We start from the raw sequence: 19,722 nt of genomic DNA, 5'->3' as shown, positions 1-19,722 counted from the left end.
TTCTATATTCTTCTACCGTGGGAAGAGGTGATCGCATGTCAGAGGCGAAGAGGCTCAAAAGGATAAGAAACATTGGTATAATTGCTCACATTGATGCTGGAAAGACAACTGTAAGCGAGAGAATTCTTTACTATACAGGCAAGTCACATAGGATGGGGGAAGTCCATGACGGGACTGCCATAATGGATTGGATGGATCAAGAACAGGAACGAGGCATCACTATTACTTCAGCGGTAACGACTTGTTTCTGGCAAGATCATGAAATTCACCTGGTAGATACCCCTGGCCATGTGGATTTCACCATTGAGGTGGAAAGATCTTTAAGAGTGCTGGATGGAGCGATTGCTGTCTTTTGCGCTGTAGGCGGAGTAGAACCCCAGTCAGAAACGGTCTGGCATCAGGCTGATAAATATAAAGTTCCTAAAATAGCTTTCGTAAACAAGATGGATCGTATCGGTGCCGATTTTAGTCAAGTCATTGAACAAATGAAGGAAAAACTGGGGGCAAATCCTATTCCTATCCAGATACCTGTAGGAAGAGAGTCTGATTTCAAAGGCGTTGTTGACCTTATTTCCATGCGCCAAATTGTGTGGAAAGATGAGACACTTGGAGCCGAGTATTACTATCTTGACATTGAACCTGATCTTATCGACCAGGCAAGGGAGGCTAGAGAACTCCTTATATCTAAAATTGGAGAGCACGACGAAAGCATAATGGAAAAGTATCTTGAAGAACAGCCTATAGAACCGCCAGAAATTATAGCAGCGCTGAGAAAGCTCACGCTCCAGTTAAAGGCTGTTCCTGTGCTTTGCGGTTCCGCTCTTAAAAACAAAGGCATTCAGCCACTTCTTGATGCCGTGGTAGATTTTCTGCCATCGCCACTTGATGTCCCACCCGTGGTTGGATTCCATCCAGAAACCAATTCAAAAGAAGAACGCTTTCCAAGTTCCAAAGAACCTCTCGCTGCCCTCGCTTTTAAGATTTTTATGGACGAGGGAAGAAAGCTTACCTATGTTCGTATTTACTCAGGCAAGATGGAAGTTGGTTCGGATATATATAACGCTACAAAAAAAACCCGAGATAAACTCTCTAGAATCTTTTCCATGCATGCTAACAAGCGGGAACGCAAGGACAGAGCAGAAGCAGGCGATATTGTAGCTATTATGGGTATGAAAAGCGCAACGACGGGAGACACTTTTTGCGATCCAGCTCATCCAATCCTCCTTGAGCCAATCGAAGTCTATGAGCCGGTTATATCGATGGCGGTGGAACCATACTCAAGAGCGGATCAAGATAAACTAATTGAAAGCCTCAGTCGCGTTGCCGAAGAAGATCCGACTTTCCGATTTCATGAAGATCCTGATACGGGACAGATTATTATTAGAGGAATGGGAGAATTGCATCTCGATGTTTTGTTGACCAGGCTTGAGCGGGAATACAATGTAAAGGTCCACGCTGGGAAACCTCAAGTCGTTTATAGAGAAACGATTCAAAAAGGTGCCGATGGAGAGGCTGTGTTCGATCGCGATATTGGAGGCGTTAAACACTTTGGTTCTGTTGTTGTTCATGTTGAACCGAGAACCCGTGGCCATGGTAACATCTTTTCTATTGAAATCTCAACTGAGGCAGTTCCAGAGTCCATGCTTCCCCATATTGAACAAGGCATTGAGGACGCTTTCGCCAGTGGCATTATGCTCGGGTATCCAGTCTCTGACGTAGAAGTGAAAGTGATGAATGCCAAATGCGATCCGCAGAAGCCAAGTGATCTAGCTATGCGTGTTGCTACCAGTATGGCCGTAAAAAATGCATTCTCAAAAGCTGATCCCATTTTGCTTGAACCTTACATGAAGGTCGAAGTTACCACCCCGGAAGAGTTCCTAGGGGATATAATCGGAGATCTTAATGCCAGAAAAGGACGAGTAGAAAGTATTATTTCACGGCGAGCGGTTCAGGTGCTTCAGGCAACTGTGCCGCTTTCTAAAATGTTTGGTTACTCGACGGTTTTAAGATCTCTCAGCCAGGGGCGAGCAACCTTTACAATGCAATTTTCTCATTACGATACAGCAATGGAATAATTTTATCTATGTTTACAACTGAAAAATACTGAAGAAAGGGAAAAGAGCATGAGGGAACTCACATCCTTTCAAAATTCCGCTGTCTTTATGTTAGGTAACGAAGCCATAGTGCGGGCGGCACTGGAAAGTGGAGTGCAGTTTGTTTCGGCATATCCGGGGACGCCTTCTTCAGAGATTATTGACAGGATGTATGAAATCAGGCGGGAGACTGGAGTTCGAGTAGAATACGCCACAAACGAGAAGGTTTCGATGGAAACTGCTGCTGCAGTAGCAACATGTGGAGCAAGAAGCCTGTGTTCAATGAAGCATGTGGGGCTTAATGTGGCTGCAGATGCATTTATGACCCTTGCCTATGTGGGGGTCAAGGCCGGCATGGTTATTGTCACTGCCGATGACCCATCTCTCCATTCCAGTCAGAATGAACAGGACAATCGTTTCTATGCTCGGATGGCTCTTGTTCCTATGCTTGAACCAGCCACCCCGCAGGAAGCCTATATCATGACTAAAGCAGCTTTTGATCTTTCCGAACGTTACGGGGTGCCCTGCATTGTCAGAACGACAACTCGAGTAAATCACGCTCGAGGCATCGTAAGGGTGGGGGACTATCAACCTCCTCAAGACACTTTGGGGATCAAAGGTTCATTTGTGAAAGATCCTTTTCGTTATGTAGTTGTCCCGATGGTTGGACGCAGGCTCCGAATGGAACTTCTAAAACGGCTTGAGAAGCTTGAAGAAGAAACCGAACTCAGTCCTTTTCAGTCTGTTAAGGGCGATGGAAAACTTGGGATTATTACAAGTGGAATTTCGGTTCTGTATGTAGAAGATGCCTTAAGAGATCTGAACATGATTGACAGAGTGAAGATTCTAAAACTAGGCATGACTTTTCCTCTACCTAAATCCCTCATTAAAAACTTTCTTAAGACAGTAGAAAGTGTCCTTATCGTCGAAGAATTAGAACCTTATCTAGAAGAAGCTGTAAGAGCCATCGCTCAGGAAGCTGGATGGATGGGCAAGATAGCGGGTAAAGATTATATACCGAGAGCATTTGAACTGAACGTGCCTTTAGTTAGAACAGCCATAAGTAAATTTTGTAATGCTCCCTACAAACCTAGATATGAAGCAATTCCAGCCGATACTTTACCATCTGATCTTCCCCAACGTCCCCCAAACCTCTGTCCTGGATGTCCTCACAGAACCACTTACTACGAGGTTAAGACCGTATTTGGTCAAGAAGCTATTTACCCAACCGACATTGGCTGTTACACTCTTGGACTTCTCCCGCCCTTGAGCATGGCCGATTTTCTCATATGTATGGGCTCGAGTGTGTCCACGGCCGGTGGTTTTAGCATAGCTCAGGACAAGCCTGTCGTTGCTTTCATAGGAGATTCCACATTTCTCCATGCAGGCATTCCTGGACTTATAAATTCTGCTTTCCATAATCATAGGTTTCTTCTAGTTATCCTCGACAACTACACCACAGCTATGACAGGTCATCAACCTCACCCGGCAGCATCTATGACCAGAGAAGGATTATGCGAACCGAAGGTAAAAATTGAGGAAATCGCTAAAGCCAGCGGAGCCAGACGAGTTGAGATTGTTAATCCCATTCAGGTTAAGAAAACAATTGATGTGCTTAAATCTGTTTATGAAGATTTGGGGAAAGACGCCGGGGTTTATGTGGTTATTTCTCGAAGTCCCTGTCCTTTGTTGGAAAGGAGAGTGATCAAAAAACCCCAGAAGGTTTTCTTCCAGGTTGACGAATCCTGCGACGGCTGCGGGAGATGTCTCGAGGAGCTTGCCTGTCCGGCATTCTATCGAGAAAACAGCAGAGTCCAGATAAACCGACTGTTTTGTATAGGGTGCACTGTTTGTGCTCAAATATGCCGATCAGTTAAACCTGTGCGACTATCGTAAGCATGCGTACTTAAGGCATAAAAATTAGATATTTCCAGATGGATTTATGGAGGCTCACAAAATGGAAAGAGAAGATATGCTTCGAATATTCTTTGTTGGGGTAGGAGGGCAGGGGGTTTTACTTGCGACGCGTCTCATAGGGGAAGCAGGGCTTTTGGGGGGTGTCCCGGTGTCGATGAGCGAAGTTCACGGGATGGCTCAGCGTGGTGGAGTAGTGGAATCGACGGTCGTGCTGGGTAATCGAGCAAGTGCTGTTATCGGCGAAGGCGAAGCTGATGTGATGGTAGCCTTTGAGCCTTTGGAAGCCCTCAGGGCTCTTCCAAAGTGTCACAAGGGGAGTCTTGTAATAACCAACACTGCTCAAATTCCCCCTTTTTCTGTTACTCAGGGTGCTTCTAAGTATCCACCCATTGACGAAATCACGACAATTTTATCACGTGCGGTCGGCAATTTTTACACTATTGACGCTTTGAATATTGCATTAAGGGCGGGATCCGAACAGGCTGTCAATGTAGTGCTAGTTGGGTTTCTGACAGGTCTTATGGAGAATTATGGGAATAAAATTTTCCCATCTTTGGATTTGTTGACCAAAGCGACTGAATTGATAGTTCCTCAAAAATTTCTTCAGACTAACCTTAAAGCCTTTGAAATGGGCTATGAAGAGAGCAAAAAGATACGATGAACGGCAATTAGGTATCTAAAGATAACTAGAGGCAAAAATAGGCTTATTTCTAACCAATTTTGGAACTTATTTTGCTTATTTTAAAATTGAGCTTGACCGATTGAATCTATGAAGCGTAAAGATAGAGTGAGACGATGGAGGTAGCAGAAACTGATCGGTTTGATCAGATAATAATGTTAGCGCCCATATTAAGAAGTGGGAACGCAGCTCATGAGGAGCTGGGACCATGAGGATCAATCATGTAGAGATCCTTGAAAAAGTATGTAAGGACGTGATCGAGACAATTCTGATGTGTCTTGATCACGCAACAAAAGGAACGGTTTATTTAATAGGTCCCTTGCCAGAACTCAGGGCGGTCAGGGTAACATCAGGTATTAGAATAGATGGAAATGGAGAACTCAAATGGGGGCTTCCTGAAATATCTGATTACAACCATCCCGGAAAGACATGGTTTCAGTATCGCGATGAACCCGGGAGACCCCTTGAAGCAATGGCTTGGTGCGTGGAGCATCAAAAAAGTTGGACATCCGATAATCCTCTGGAAGATGCTCGCAGTGTTAGAAAACAATTGATGGGGGAACCGGAAGATTTTCATCACATGGAGCCGGTTTTGCTCAAAAAGAGTGAAATTTACGAACATCCGTTGACCATCGAAGATTATCCAACCACGTGGGATGGCAAACCGATATGGCAGGATACCGATTATGCTGTTGTAGCTATCATAAAGATTCACTTTCTGCCGAATACCGTCAAAAGGGGCGATAAATCAACCAAGCTTATTAAACAACTTGCCAGGCGCTTTGGGTCAGAACTTTTGTCGCTTCACCTTAGACAATTCTTCTATGAGGCAAGGCGTCAACTCGATCAGATGCGTATTGAAAGTTGTAATGTTCTGGCTCATGACCTTCGTAATCCTATCATGAAGCTGGGTTTCATTGCATCAGCTATTAACACCGAAATAGCTTTCTTTCGGGAGTTGTGGGAAGAATATGTTGTAAGTTGTGTGCCCGGGCTTAAATCGAAAAAGGAGATTTTACAGGAACTAAATAGGTTAGCCTTAACCATAAGGAGTCGAGTCAACGACAACCGTTCTCTCTACGAAGCTCTGGGGCAGATCATTGAATACCAGCGAGAGCTTATCGCTTATAATTATTTGCCCGAAAAGGCTCGAGATAAGATCGATTATAACATTGAACCTTTGTGGTTGAAGACGTTGAAAGCCTTAGACCAGGAAGGAATGGTTTCTTCAGAAGAGTTAGACCAGATTCAGCACAGTCTTGAACTTCTTAGGGAAGCGGTTTATTACGGCAGAAAAGATGAGATAGTCAAAGCAGTCAATCATGTACCGGAAGATTTTAAGAAAAAATGGTCAGATCTTGCTTACAGAGAATTTTCTTTCGATAACATAAAATTACTGGATGAACTGTTAGCCCTCATTGAACAAGCCCCCGTTGATATCCCTCATAGTCACCACATATATAGAAACCTCTTTTATTTGAAAACTTTAGCGGAGGTTGTGCAGGAACTTAATTCCCGTGTAGCCACCATTATTGATACGCTAAAAAACACTCGTCCTGTTATATCATGGATGATGGAACCTGCTCATGGTAACTCCATAGAGCTTCAAAAGGATTGGTGTTAAGGTTGTTATAAAGGTGACCCTAAAAAGCGGGTCACCTTATGTTTTTTAGTTCCGCAAGGTGAACAACTTTGAGCTAACTTCAATAAGTTGTGAACTTTCCTCATAGGCTCTGGCACAGAAAGAACCAAGGTGATTTCTAGTTTTATTAAAATCTTCAACCAGAGCTTGAAGATCTTTATCCTGTAACCATAGTGAGTATTCTTTTAAAATTTCCTGGATTAATGCGACAATTCGAGGGGTATGGGGATTCATCTGAGAAATGGCTCCGTATAGCCATCCACTTTGAGCGAACATACGTCCCAAGATGCTTATCTCCATTCTGTAAACCGGGCTTGTATATTCAAGGGTTTCTTCAATATCAATCCCTAGTTCTCTAATAACTCGCCCCTGAATCATGGTGCTAAGATGAAAGAGCACCTGGATGATTGACATGAGTTCGTCATGCCTTTCTGGCGGACATTCTTTAACCACCATCCCTTCAGCTTCGAATTCTAGTTTAAGTCTTTCCCAGATGGATGAATCAATGCGCACAGGGCAGGCTATGATAGTCTGCCCTGCAAAAGAAGACACACTTCCTCCAAACATAGGATGTAGTCCCACAACGGAGGCTTTACTCTTCAACATCGCCCGGATAGGTTCAACTTTGAGGCTCGAAAGATCCATGACTAGATGATCATCTGTAAGATATTGAGCGTGTTCTTCGATAATTTCTACAGTGCGGTGAAGAGGGACGGAGAAAACCACCACCTTAGAGTCTTCAATAACTTCCCTAGTTGTTTTTGGCGTATCCAGATCGGCAATTTCAACTTGATAACCTCGATTTTCAAAAAAACGCTTAAACAATCTGCCCATTTCACCTTTTCCGCCGATAATACCTAGTTTGGCATTGGGGGGAAACCAGGTATTGTTATCAGAACTTTTCATGGACCGTCCTCCAGCATTATCTAAATTTCCCGATCCAGAACATGAGCAATGCGTCGGAGTTCATCCATGAGCATTGCTAATTCTTCTGGTCTTAGAGACTGAGAACCATCGCTTAGGGCTTCTTCTGGTCTGGGATGAACTTCGATGATAAGCCCATCTGCTCCAGCTGCTACTGCTGCTTTTGCCATAGCCGGTACAAGATCAGCTCGACCGACTCCATGACTTGGATCAACAATCACAGGCAGGTGAGTGAGTTTTTTAAGCAAGGGGACAGCACTAAGGTCAAGAGTGTTACGAGTTTCTGTTTCAAAAGTTCGGATGCCTCTTTCACACAATATAACCTTTTCATTACCCTGACTTACAATGTATTCTGCCGCCATGAGTAATTCTTTAATTGTAGCGCTCATACCACGTTTAAGAAGAACCGGTTTTTCTATGTTACCCACTTCGGTAAGGAGCTTAAAATTCTGCATATTTCTGGTGCCTATCTGGACAATATCGGCGTATTTACAAACGAGAACTGTGTCTCGAGGATCCATGAGCTCGGTCACTATCATCATGCCGGTTTCTTCTCTGACTCTGGCTAGATATTCCAATGCCTGTTTCCCCAACCCTTGAAAGGAATATGGTGATGTGCGAGGCTTAAAGGCTCCACCCCTAAGGAAATTTACTCCAGTGGCTCGTAAAGCTCTCGCAACTTCTTCAAGCATTTCTCTACTTTCGACAGCACAGGGACCGGCAATAATTTGAATCTTCTTGCCCCCTATAGCATATCCATTGACCTTGATGATTGTATCTTGGGGCTTAAATTCCCGGCTCACGAGTTTATAAGGTTTTAGAATAGGCATCACCTTTTCGACGCCGGGCATAGATTCTAATGGAACTTCTTGAATGATCTGTTCATCACCTATGGCCCCAACGATAGTTCTGTGTTCACCCTTTGAGATGTGAACTTTCAGTCCAAGGTCTTCTAACCGCCTTGTAACTCTTTGAAGATCTTCCTGAGAGTGATCTGGTTTCATAACGATAATCATTGATGTTACCTCCTTTTTTATTAGTGTTTAATTGAGCGAAAATAAGTTAAAAAAACAAAAAAGCCGTGGGCTTTTCGGTATGCCCACGGCTTTTTTATCTTCCAGCGGTATATGGATCAGCTAACGCATACCTGGAGCCCATCCTCCCCTATGGTAGGAGCAATAATAATAAAAGTAGAGAGACTGCCAGGTATTCCGACCCATATAAATTCTTTTCCTTAACAACACCGTCAGTTAATGTTTAAGGACATTATCTAATCTATCGATTTTCTACTGCCAAATAAAGACCGATTTGTCAAGAAATCTTTTATTGTGTTCGGAAACCTCCTTTTACTGATGGTCACGGGGAACCGTAAAATTTGCAATGCATCGGTCGCCGAGGACGGCGACCCTCCCAATACCCTACCGCCGACTTGGGAGGGACGGCGTCCTCGCCGTCCGTTCTCTGGGTGCGCCCGGCACGGGCGCACCCAGAGAGGTGAGAGTCCTCCTGTGAGTCGATCACAGCGAGCGAAGGGAAGCGCAACTGCACTAGGATGACCGAGTGTGGGAAGGAAGCGTGGAACGAACTGACCGCCCCTATCCTGATTGACCCCATTGCCAAGGCAACCCTGCATGGAAAAAATTTTTGAACACTCCCAAAAATCTTTTGATACGGATTTAAGAAGGGGCTAAGCCTTTATAACCTCATCAGAACATCTGTTTCTGCTTTTCCTCCGAAGAATGGCAAACTCACTTCCTTATCACTACCCCTTTGAGTCCTTCCTTTTCATTAAACATAGCCATAAACCGCACAGCAGATTCTCGACTATCAAAGTTTCCAACTGTTACTCTATACCAGGTTTCATTTTTAACCACCGTCTCATGTCGAGATACCATGTATCCCTTGGCTTTTAGGGTTTGTTCCAGCTTTCCTGCGTTTTCAGCGCTTTTGAAAGAAGCCACGAGGACTGTGTATTTTTCGCCAGTGCTTTCGATGGTGGTTGTTGGAGGTGTATCTACAACGTCTAATTTAGAACGTTCCTTGTCATCTAAAACAGGGCTGGGTGTTACTGCTACATAAGACGAAGAAGACTCCTTCGGTGGTTGAAGGGAAGTAGTTTTACGAGGCGTCTTTGTGGTTTGCAGTGTTGTGGATGAGTGAACAATGGGTGTTATCCGACTGGTTGATTCCGCAACTGGTTTAGAAAGTTCCTTATGATAAGCTAATTCTAGTTGCATTTCACCGGGAGAAGGGGAAGCCTCTTGTTCTTTCTTTGTTTCAGCAGATACCTTCTTGCCAGGGTTGTAACCCATAGCAAGAGCGATTTTCTGGAGCAAAGAGAGTTTCCCTTTGTCTTCAGGAAAGTGTTTTCCTACTGTAACACCTACATAAAATACCCATACAAAGCTGAAAAAGAAGATCACGGCTAAAAGGCAGGACTGTAAAAGTGTGAGTTCGAAGGAAAGAGTTCGCTTTTTCTCCGAACCCCTAATGTTTCTATAGGAGGATGGCTCTTCTCGAGCCATCCTCCTATAGTAATTGTTTGTCGTGTTCCAGCGGTGTCCTCGCAAATCCATTTTACATTTTATCCGGTGCTGAAACTCCTATAAGGTTCAAACCATTTTTGAGCACGATATGTATGGATACAGCGAGCGCTAACCTAGCCTGAGTTAGCTCTTCATCATCGGTAAGGATCCTGTGGTGATTGTAATAGGCATGGAAGGTGGATGCCAATTCGTGAAGGTAGTAAGGGATACGGTGGGGCTCAAAGCATTCGGCGCTCTTCCTTAAGACGAAAGGAAATTCTCCAAGAATTTTTGCCAGTTGAATTTCCTGAGGTTCTTCCAGACGGTCGAGATGTTTGAAAGCCTTTTCCATATCTATTGCAACACCTCGTTCACTTGCCACACCTAGTAAGCTACTTATCCTGGCATGGGCATACTGAACATAATAGACAGGATTTTCGCTACTTTGTGCCTTTGCCAGTTCAAGATCAAAGTCTAGAGGACTGTCAGAGCGACGTGTTAGGAAAATGTATCGAGCGGCATCAACACCAACCTCATCCATTACTTCTCTAAGGGTAACGAATTCACCAGCTCGAGTTGACATCGCTACCGGTTGCCCGCCCCTAAGGAGATTTACCAATTGTACAAGGATAACATTTAACTTTTCCGAATCAAACCCCAGAGCTTGAACGACTGCTTTGATTCTTGGCACATAGCCGTGATGATCAGCTCCCCAAATATCAATTATCCTATCAAATCCTCGCTCCATTTTGTTCCAGTGATAGGCAATGTCAGCGGCGAAGTAAGTTTTTGCTCCGTTGCTTCTAATTATAACTCTGTCCTTTTCATCCCCGAAAAGAGAACTCTTAAACCATATCGCACAATCCTGTTCGTATATGAAGCCACGGCTTCTAAGCTGATCAATTGCTTTTTCTACCATTCCTTCGTGGTGAAGCCTTTCTTCGCTAAACCACTCGTCGTAGGTTACTCGAAAATCCTCAAGATCTTTTCTTATGCCGTCAAGAATCTTTTGCGCCGCATACTTTGAACAAATTGGAACCACTTCCTCTTCCGGAAGATCGATGTATCTGGTTCCTACTTCTCGAAGAAAATCCTGAGCAAGTTCTTTCATGTAGTCGCCTCGGTAATGATCCTCAGGAAATTCTATGGACTTACCTGAAAGCTCCAGATATCGCAGGTAGAGACTTCGCCCGAGAATGTTCATCTGCTTGCCGACATCGTTTATGTAGTATTCGCGATGGACTCTATAACCACATGCATCGAGTATTCTAGAAAGAGCGTCTCCCACAGCGGCACCGCGACCGTGACCTACATGTAAAGGTCCCGTGGGATTTGCGCTAACAAATTCTACTTGCACAAACTGTCCCTTACCAATATCTGTTCTGCCAAAATTCTCCCTTTGCTCAAAGATCATCGGAATTACTTGTTTAAAAGCTTCCTTTCTGACAAAGAAGTTTATAAACCCTGGACCTGCAATTTCCAGTCTATCTAGAATATTTGATCCAAGTGAAGTTATGGGCTCTTTCAGTTTTTCAGCAATCTCTTTGGGGTTCTTCTTTAGACTTCTAGCAAGCACCATTGCCGCATTGGTTGCATAATCTCCATGCTGAGCTATAGAAGGAATTTCAAGTTCTGGCTCAAAATCTTCGTTAATTCCAAATGTATCTTGTAAGGCTTTGCGAACGATGAAGGAAAGTTCCTTTCTTACCAGTGCCATCTTGTTGCGCCTCCACTATCTGTGAGATGGTAGGGAGCACAAGATCGTGCGCCCTAGAGTTAAAATCAGATCGGTCTTCGTGAACACACAGGAGCAAAAATTTCTCATTCTTGTGTCTCAATGTAGCGCTTTACTGGATTTGAACCAATTCTACAATAGATTTCGTAACTGATTGTTCCAACTTTTGAAGCAAGTTCGTCGGCGCTAATTATTTCCTTGCCTTGATACCCTAGCAGGACAACTTCTTCACCTTCCCTAGGAAAGGTAGAAAGATGGGATACATCGACAGTTATAAGGTTCATTGACACTCTTCCCACAACGGGACATCGTTTTCCCTGGATCAAAACTTTAGCCTTGTTGGAAAGAGCTCTAGGATAGCCATCGCCGTAGCCAATAGAAACCGTGGCAATAACCATGGGCTCAGGGGCAACAAAGCTTCTTCCGTATCCAATTGGAGTTCCAGAAGGAACTTTCTTTACCTGGAGAATACGAGCTTTCAGACTCATTACAGGTTCAAAATCCTCTGCAAAGCTCGTTGGGCCATAAAGCACCAACCCAGGTCGAACCATTGTGTAATGGGATTCAGGATATCTGACAGTGCCGGCGCTGTTGGCAATATGGATGTAAGGCGGAAGTCTATTTAATGAACTTTGCATGTGGTTTAAAAAATTCCGAAATCGTGCAAGCTGAGTAAGCGGAAAAGATGACGATTCGTCGTCTGCATCGGCAAAGTGAGACATCACTCCGATAGGGCTAATCCATAGAGAATCTTTAAGTTTTGAAATGAGTTCAGAAAGTGATTCCTCTCTGAAACCCAGGCGCCCCATTCCGGTATCTATTTTTATATGGACAGGGAAGGGCATAAGTCGCTTTTTACCGGCGGTTTCACACAGATAAAGTTGTTCCATCGTATAAACCACGGGGGTTATGTTTCTAGCTAGAGCTTCTTCGTATTCGTCTGGAAGTAAACCGGAAAGAACAAGAATAGGAGTTGTAATGCCCACATCTCTGAGAATAACGGCTTCCGAAAACTTGCTTACAGCGAGCCATTCTGGTTTCAGTTGGAAAAGAGCTTTGGCAACCTTAATCATTCCATGACCGTAAGCTTCGGCTTTTACGACCGGAGCAACCGAGACGCCCGGCTTGACTAGATTTCTTATACGCTGGTAGTTTCTTTTAAGAGCGCTAAGATCGATTTCAACCCAGTTATGCAACGGCTATATTCCTTCTAGCATAAATAAAAGTTAACCCATCAAATCTCTAGACAGAAGCCCAACTCATGTGTTATTTATCTTGACCGGATCGGGACGTGGCTCAGCTTGGTAGAGCGCTGCGTTCGGGACGCAGAAGTCGCTGGTTCAAATCCAGTCGTCCCGACCATCATACATATGCAAAATCGAGAAGCACCCACTCACCTAATTGCGATAGTGACACTCCTGAAAATGATTGTTTTGTTTCAAAAGCAACCCTGACGCTCTTCTCTTGTTCTTTAAGAATACCAGAAAGCACAAGCCTCATGACGGTTTTTCTGGTCAAAAGAGGAGCCATCTCTATAAGCACATTCGACTGTATGTTAGCAATAACAACATCAAAGGCTCCATTAATTTCCGAAGGCTCACCTACGAAAAAGTTGATTTTTTCATAAACGTTGTTTTTAAGAGCATTTTCCCGAGCGACGCTTATAGCTTCGGGGTCGTTGTCTATGGCGGTGATGGAACCGAAACCAACTAGAGCGGATGCTATGGCAAGGATGCCCGAACCTGTTCCCACGTCTAGAAGGGATATTCTGGAAAGGATTTCTCGGTTAGCAAGAGCGAAACGATCAATCCATTCGAGACATAATCTTGTTGTTTCGTGGTGTCCAGTGCCAAATGCCATACCTGGATCTATAGTTATCACAAGACGGTTCTGGTCATTATGGGGCGGAAATTCCCAGGATGGGCATATAAGAAATTTCTTGCCAACTTCAATGGGTTTTATGTGTTTTTTCCATTCTGATTCCCAGTCCGAATCATCATAGGATTCTATGGTTACCTTTATAGGCTGTGAAAGAAAAGAATTGGCAAGATTGGATATGGATGAGATGATAAATTGTTGTTCTTCGGTTGATGCGGATAATTCAAGAATGTTGGATGAAAGTTGTAGCACAGGTCGTTGAAGGTTCATAGCGATCATTGATGTAAACTCGTCCATGAGCGATTCATCGACATTGGAGTCTATTCGAACCTGAAGCTTGTAAACAGTTTGTTTAGTCATAAATATTAGCCCCTCAGGAATTTTTTTGTAACATATGCCTGGAAAGAATAACTCAAATGTAATGATTTCGGAAGGGGGTTATTTAAATATTGAACTATCGTAATTTCGGCCTTAAATGGTAGAACTAACTTTTAGTTTACATAATATACATTATCGGAAGATAAACATAAAGCCTACCTCTATAGATCAAAATGATGCCGTGTCAACCAACAATGAGGGTGTTCTAAAATTTCCCTTACGGGGTGGCGAAATATAAAAAGTCAGGGACGAAATTCAGCTTGGAAAACCTTCCCGGACTCAGGTAGCTAAAAAACGACCTCAATATACGATTCACCGCATAACTGTAGGGGGCGACACATGCGTCGCCCCTAAAATTTATTACGGAGTTCTTTAGGACACACCTATAGCGAAAATAGGGGTGTTGTAGGGGCGATCTCGACCGGTCGCCCCCAGAAACCGGACGGCGGTAAAATACTGGGAGAGTCGCCATCCTCGGCGACCAAAATAGAGGCTAAAAATCTTCCACCCCTACCGACATCTTTTTAGAAGACCATCCCCTGTTTCATGAAATTGTCCTTTATTTGGAATCTTTTTAAGTTCTTACGTTTTGATCACGCTAGAATAAGATCGTTGGTTGAAATAGCGCATCATATGTAGGGGCATGACATGCCATGCCCCTACGATACGGCTCGCGTTATCGTCGTGATTTTTTAGAACACCCTCACCAACAATCGTATTTCTACGACCACACAGGATCCCTAAAAAGAAATTAGCGGTTTTGCCTGCAAGCATGATTTGTTAAAATTTATTCAGCCTTGACCTAAAATAGACAAAAAAGTAGAAACGATTTGCAAATATAATCAAATTTTACGGAGGTAGCTTTGAAGGTTGGAAAGTTCAAAAATAGCTATTCCTGTTTCAGTAAATGGTTTTACGCTTTTTAGGTTTACCGCTTTGGATGAAATTCCCGGCTTAAAATACGGCATCTTCGGAAGGTCCGGTGGTGTAAGCCCTCCACCATACAACTTCCTTAATGTTGCTTTTTCTACCGGTGATTCTGAAGAAAATGTACTCAGAAACACTGAGCTGGTTCGTGCGGAATTGAATTTTTCACGTCTCGCAAGCTGTAGCCAGGTTCACGGAAGTAAGATCGTCGTTATTGACGAAAATCTTCCCTTGCATAAGTCGGAATCAATACTTATTCATCTTGGTGAGGCTGATGCAATGGTAACCAATCTTCCTGATATTGGACTGATGGTTAAAACGGGCGACTGTCAAGCAATAATTTTGGTAGATCCTTCGCGTCATGTTGTAGCTAATGTTCACTGTGGATGGAGAGGAAATGTCCAAAATATTGTCAGCATGGTGGTAAATGTTATGAAGCATCGATTTGCTTCGCAGCCTAAGGATATCATAGCCGCCATAAGCCCCTCACTTGGCCCCTGCTGCGCCGAGTTTGTTAGCTACAGGGACATCTTTCCGCAGGCATTTTGGCGTTTCCAGACAAAGGAAAATTACTTTAATCTCTGGGATATTTCTGTAACTCAATTAGTTAATGCGGGACTTAGGCCTGAAAATATTTATGTGAGTGGCTGGTGTACTCGCTGTCACCCTGAATATTTCTTCTCTTACCGCCGAGAAAAGAAAAGTGGTCGTATGGCTGTGGTCGCAGGTTGGAAGGAGTAAAAATTGTCATGAAGAAACATCTTGAAAAAGCTATAATAATTGAAAATCGCTCTCTGACGGCATCTATCTATCACCTTGTTCTAAAGGCTCCAGATATTTCCAAGGAAGCTCGTCCAGGTCAATTTGTAATGGTAAGAATTAGCGACGGTTTGATACCTCTTCTTCGTCGTCCCTTTTCTTTCTTTCGGATTAGAAAAGATGAAGGCATTGTGGAAATAGCTTACAGATTGGTCGGCAAAGGAACCATGGCTTTGTCCAGAAAAAAGGAAGGCGAGGAACTTGATCTTCTTGGTCCTCTGGGTAATGGCTTTCGTTTGCCACCCGCCGAAGTCAAAACCGTTTGGGTGTTGGCTGGAGGGATAGGCATTGCTTCGGTAATGTCTCTTATAGAAGAAATCAGGTTGAAGCGACCCGATGTTCACCTTGTGCTTTACTACGGTGCAAAATCGTCATCTGATTTTCTGAGTATTTCTGAGCTGTCCAGATTATGCAGCGAAGTTAAATATTCAACCGATGATGGAAGCTTTGGTTTTTGTGGATCTGTTCTAGGTTGTGCTGTTAATGATTGTGAAGCATCAAAGGTTCTTCCTTCATATCTTTACGCTTGCGGTCCACCTGTTATGCTTGCTCATGTGGCTAAATGGGCGCTTCAACACAACATCCCTTCTCAATTTTCCCTTGAATCCCTTATGGGCTGCGGAGTCGGAGCATGTCTTGGATGTGCAATACCTAAAAAGAATGAACTTTCTAATAGTCCTTCATATGTTCATGTATGTTTTGAAGGTCCGGTTTTTTCTCCTGATGTTATTAAGTGGGAGCAGTATCTATGAACGGTGATGTGATTCCTGATATTTCGGTAAATCTTGGTCCCATAAGCCTTAAAAATCCGGTTATGGTAGCTTCAGGGACTTTCGGATATGGTAGAGAATACTCAGATGTTGTTCCTCTGGAAGAAATTGGAGCCGTTGTAGTCAAAGGTATTTCGCTAAAACCTCGCCCAGGAAATCCTCCTCCAAGACTTGTAGAAACTCCTGGGGGTCTTATAAACGCTATTGGTCTGGAAAATGTGGGGCTGGATGCTTTTCTTTCAGATAAACTTCCTTTTTTGCGTAAGCGAAACATACCAACAATTGTAAATATCTTTGGTGAAACGATAGATGAGTATGCCGAAATTGCTAGAAGGTTCAACAGCGTGGATGGAATTTTAGCTCTGGAGATTAACATCAGCTGCCCCAACGTTAAAGCAGGTGGTGTGACATTTGGATCTGACCCAATTATGGCGGCATCTGTAGTGCAAACAGTGCGATCTGCTACTAACCTACCCCTTATTACTAAACTCTCCCCTCAAGTAACATCCATAGCCGAAATAGCTAAAGCCGTAGAAGAAGCAGGGACTGATATTATATCTTGCATTAATACTATTCCCGCCATGGCAGTAAACATTTATTCTAGAAAACCACGCCTTGGAAATATTACGGGTGGACTTTCCGGACCAGCCATAAAACCTATTGCACTTCGGTGTGTCTATGAGGTGGTGAAAGCGGTCAAAGTGCCGGTTATTGGCATTGGAGGCATTACAACAGCAGAGGATGCTCTGGAGTTTCTCCTGGTTGGAGCCAAAGCAGTTCAGATTGGGACGATGAATTTCGTAAATCCCAGGACAGTTATTGAAGTGCTTGACGGGATAAAGAGCTTTATGAAATCTCAAAGAATCGCTCGCATTGAAGATTTTATAGGAAGATTAGAAAATCTCCAATGACGAAGAAAGGGTTTGTTATTATGAGCGAAACATTTGAAATTGTTCCATCAGGGGCTTACGTCGTAGAAAAGTCACAGCCGAAACTTCTGGAAGCTTATCTTGGGAGTTGCGTCGGGTTAACCATTGTGGATAGAAAAAACGGCGTTGGAGGACTTTACCATATATTACTTCCTGAACCGCCCCTCCCAGATACGACATACCAGCGGGAAGCCTATGCTAAAAGCGGACTCCCAATTTTTTTCAATGAGCTTATACGAAAAGGTGCCGACAAAAGCAGGCTTGAAGCAGTGGTTGCTGGCGGTGCTCTTATTGCTCCCGCCATAACCGAAGATTTCTACATGAATGTGGGTGGAAGAACTTTAATGATTGTTGAAGAATTTCTCAGAGATAAGGATATTCCCATTGTGTATGGCGAAACTGGAGGTTTTTTCTCGTGTAAGATTACTCTCAATTTGCAGACCATGAATACTAAAGTAGAACCTATTGGGGAAAAGGCTACCAAGGTGACACCTCCTTCTAGTTTTAAGGTTAACCGTTATGACATCATTGAGGTGATTCCTCGAATTCAACCTATTCCTCAAATTGCGCTTGAAATTCTTGCTATGTTGAGATCAGGTAACTATGACATGGCTCTTGTTGCTGACAAAGTAGAAAAGGACCAGGTAATTAGCGCCAAAATCTTGGGATTGTGCAATTCGCCGTATTTAGGATGTCCTACCCCTATTACTTCTATAGAGCGAGCTGTTGTTTTACTGGGTGAGCGTCGATTACTGCAAATGATTCTTTCAGCTTGTTGTCATGAGGTCTTTGCTACCAGAGTGGGCGGTTATTCCATGTGTCGTGGAGGTTTATTCCGCCATTCATTAGTTACTGCCCATCTTGCTGAAACTATTGCTGGTATTTTGCACCTTTCTGAGGGAGAAGCATATACGGCAGGGCTTCTTCATGATATTGGTAAAGTAGTGCTGGACCAGTATATTCATCATGTTGCTCCCCTTTTTTATCGAAAAGCCCTTGTGGAAGGTGCAGATCTGAAGGAATTGGAGCGCCAATATTTTGGAATGGATCACGGAGAGGCGGGCAAACTTCTTGCCGAATACTGGCATTTACCGGCCGATATAACTGAAATTATAGAAAAACACGATGATGTTGAGAGTTTTTCAAAAATGAGTCCCATGACCAAAGTTGTTCTCATTGCTAATGTTATTGCTACTCGATTTGCTACACAGAATACTCTCTCTAGCTCACGGATTTCCAAATTTGATTGCTCTTCTTTAAGAAAATTGATGCCGGTAGAAGCATTTTATAGTCTTGTGGAGTCTATAACCACATATCAACGTATGGTGTGATTCATGGACAAGCTCTACTTTAAGTCCCAATTACCGGATTTCTCTGTAATAGCTTTCGACTGCGACGGTGTGCTTTTTGATTCGAGGGAAGCAAATGTGCTTTTCTACAATGCTATACTGTCAAGGATGGGGCTTGACACCGTAAAGCCCGAACAGGTAGAAGTCGTCCACATGCTTTCCGTTCGAGAATCGCTCGAATTCCTGGTTGGCAAAAATCGGCTTGAAGAAGCTCTTGCTTTAGCAAAAACCATCGATTTTGGACTTTTCAATACCTACCTGAGATTAGAACCTGGGCTAAAGGAATGCCTTGCTTTACTGAAATCATCCCGATACCATCTTGCAGTAGCAACAAACCGTACGACATCTACTCACGAGGTTCTGCGGCACTTTGATCTTCACAGGTTTTTCGATCTTGTAGTTTGCGCTCTTGACGTCCCTCGCCCAAAGCCTCACACCGATATGTTAGAACATGTCATTAAATCTTTTGGAGTTGAACCTCATCAGATTGTGTATGTTGGTGACTCCACTGTGGATGCCGAATGTGCTAAGGGGTGTGGAGTTTTCTTTGTAGCATACAAAAATCCCCGTCTCGAAGCGGCGTTACACATTGGAAGCTTCTACGAATTTATCGAATGGATAGATTCTACAAAAGCTTTATATAATATAGAGCATACAAGCCAGATGCCGGATGTTGGTTAAGGCTCCCCTACCCTAGTTGTTTATCCACTATGTTTCCAACAATTGGAAGCTTAAATCGTTCACCCTGGAAGGCTTTAACCATGCACACAAGCCATACAATGCAGGCGAATATAGCTATCAGGGCGTTTACGATCATAAACATCAAGCCTATAAGAGGGATGGCAGCAAGTTGCCCTATTATTACCGATACAACAGTAAACCCCAGAAATGTTACTGTGGACTGAGCGGCATGAAATCTGACAAATTCACTTTCCTTTTCAAGCAAAAGAAACAGTATGCCAGTAATCCATCCAAGAACATAACACAACATCGCTTCCAGGTTTTCCTCTAATCCCAGTTTTGTCTTCATAATGTTTCCCTTTCTCGTAAGAAGTGTTTTTATGGTTTTTCCGTTATCCCTAGAGATTGGACGATATTAGAAAAATCACGACATAAAATAAACCTGCCCCGCCGATAAGAGATTCAAGGTTTCAATT

General features: G+C 43.4%; 16 protein-coding genes and 1 tRNA gene. 10 read left to right on the top strand and 7 right to left on the bottom strand.

From position 1 onward, the window contains the following. Positions 1-35 precede the first annotated feature (35 nt). The 4 genes from fusA to WHS38_05265 all read left to right on the top strand — a co-directional run bounded on the left by fusA (position 36) and on the right by WHS38_05265 (position 6,313). Complete coding sequence (gene fusA / locus WHS38_05280; protein MEJ5300384.1) at positions 36-2,075, top strand: elongation factor G; 2,040 nt, start codon at positions 36-38, stop codon at positions 2,073-2,075. 48 nt (positions 2,076-2,123) lie between these two features. After that, positions 2,124-3,989: an indolepyruvate ferredoxin oxidoreductase subunit alpha gene (gene iorA, locus WHS38_05275; protein MEJ5300383.1), complete on the top strand. Its 1,866-nt coding sequence runs from the start codon at positions 2,124-2,126 to the stop codon at positions 3,987-3,989. 61 nt (positions 3,990-4,050) lie between these two features. Next, positions 4,051-4,671, top strand: a complete 621-nt coding sequence (locus tag WHS38_05270) for an indolepyruvate oxidoreductase subunit beta (GenBank protein MEJ5300382.1) — start codon at positions 4,051-4,053, stop codon at positions 4,669-4,671. Positions 4,672-4,897: 226 nt separating this feature from the next. Beyond that, complete coding sequence (locus tag WHS38_05265; protein MEJ5300381.1) at positions 4,898-6,313, top strand: hypothetical protein; 1,416 nt, start codon at positions 4,898-4,900, stop codon at positions 6,311-6,313. A gap of 45 nt (positions 6,314-6,358) precedes the next feature. On the opposite strand, the gene WHS38_05260 is transcribed toward WHS38_05265, so the two are convergent. The 5 genes from WHS38_05260 to alr all read right to left on the bottom strand — a co-directional run bounded on the left by WHS38_05260 (position 6,359) and on the right by alr (position 12,711). Continuing rightward, positions 6,359-7,237, bottom strand: a complete 879-nt coding sequence (locus WHS38_05260; GenBank protein ID MEJ5300380.1) for a prephenate dehydrogenase/arogenate dehydrogenase family protein — start codon at positions 7,235-7,237, stop codon at positions 6,359-6,361. Positions 7,238-7,257: 20 nt separating this feature from the next. Continuing rightward, the gene (gene aroF / locus WHS38_05255; protein ID MEJ5300379.1) at positions 7,258-8,271 is read right to left on the bottom strand and encodes a 3-deoxy-7-phosphoheptulonate synthase; all 1,014 of its coding nucleotides are present in this window, start codon (positions 8,269-8,271) and stop codon (positions 7,258-7,260) included. 732 nt (positions 8,272-9,003) lie between these two features. Next, a complete protein-coding gene (locus WHS38_05250; protein ID MEJ5300378.1) occupies positions 9,004-9,780 on the bottom strand; it encodes an SPOR domain-containing protein in 777 nt (258 codons plus the stop codon). A 52-nt stretch (positions 9,781-9,832) separates the two neighbouring features. Then, complete coding sequence (argS, locus tag WHS38_05245) at positions 9,833-11,497, bottom strand: arginine--tRNA ligase (protein MEJ5300377.1); 1,665 nt, start codon at positions 11,495-11,497, stop codon at positions 9,833-9,835. Positions 11,498-11,601: 104 nt separating this feature from the next. Continuing rightward, the gene (alr, locus tag WHS38_05240) at positions 11,602-12,711 is read right to left on the bottom strand and encodes an alanine racemase (protein MEJ5300376.1); all 1,110 of its coding nucleotides are present in this window, start codon (positions 12,709-12,711) and stop codon (positions 11,602-11,604) included. 89 nt (positions 12,712-12,800) lie between these two features. Between alr and WHS38_05235 the strand changes: the two genes are divergently transcribed. After that, positions 12,801-12,877: transfer RNA gene (locus WHS38_05235), tRNA-Pro, on the top strand. Here WHS38_05235 and prmA read toward each other — a convergent pair. Then, positions 12,878-13,753 carry a 50S ribosomal protein L11 methyltransferase gene (prmA, locus tag WHS38_05230; GenBank protein MEJ5300375.1) on the bottom strand — a complete coding sequence of 292 codons (876 nt, stop codon included), beginning with the start codon at positions 13,751-13,753 and terminating at the stop codon, positions 12,878-12,880. It abuts the tRNA gene before it with no gap. Between the two features lie 888 nt (positions 13,754-14,641). On the opposite strand from prmA, the gene pgeF reads away from it, so the two are divergent. The 5 genes from pgeF to WHS38_05205 are packed head-to-tail and all read left to right on the top strand — an operon-like array spanning position 14,642 to position 19,246. Further along, the gene (pgeF, locus tag WHS38_05225; GenBank protein ID MEJ5300374.1) at positions 14,642-15,439 is read left to right on the top strand and encodes a peptidoglycan editing factor PgeF; all 798 of its coding nucleotides are present in this window, start codon (positions 14,642-14,644) and stop codon (positions 15,437-15,439) included. Positions 15,440-15,447: 8 nt separating this feature from the next. Next, entirely contained in the window at positions 15,448-16,269 is an 822-nt protein-coding gene (locus tag WHS38_05220) for a dihydroorotate dehydrogenase electron transfer subunit (protein ID MEJ5300373.1), read from the top strand. Then, on the top strand, positions 16,266-17,198 hold the full coding sequence (locus tag WHS38_05215; protein MEJ5300372.1) for a dihydroorotate dehydrogenase: 933 nt from the start codon (positions 16,266-16,268) through the stop codon (positions 17,196-17,198). The genes WHS38_05220 and WHS38_05215 overlap by 4 nt, the downstream gene beginning before the upstream one ends. Positions 17,199-17,218: 20 nt before the next feature. Then, positions 17,219-18,547, top strand: a complete 1,329-nt coding sequence (locus WHS38_05210; GenBank protein MEJ5300371.1) for an HDOD domain-containing protein — start codon at positions 17,219-17,221, stop codon at positions 18,545-18,547. Between the two features lie 3 nt (positions 18,548-18,550). Next, positions 18,551-19,246, top strand: a complete 696-nt coding sequence (locus WHS38_05205; protein ID MEJ5300370.1) for an HAD family hydrolase — start codon at positions 18,551-18,553, stop codon at positions 19,244-19,246. A gap of 7 nt (positions 19,247-19,253) precedes the next feature. On the opposite strand, the gene WHS38_05200 is transcribed toward WHS38_05205, so the two are convergent. Beyond that, positions 19,254-19,595 (bottom strand): DUF4870 domain-containing protein, encoded by a 342-nt coding sequence (locus tag WHS38_05200; GenBank protein ID MEJ5300369.1) that lies wholly within the window; start codon positions 19,593-19,595, stop codon positions 19,254-19,256. Between the last annotated feature and the right edge of the window lie 127 nt (positions 19,596-19,722).

Source organism: Thermodesulforhabdaceae bacterium, assembly GCA_037482015.1.
GTDB lineage: Bacteria > Desulfobacterota > Syntrophobacteria > Syntrophobacterales > Thermodesulforhabdaceae > JAOACS01.
Note: the sequence above shows the minus strand (reverse complement) of the source record. Positions and strands in the feature narration are given on the sequence as shown.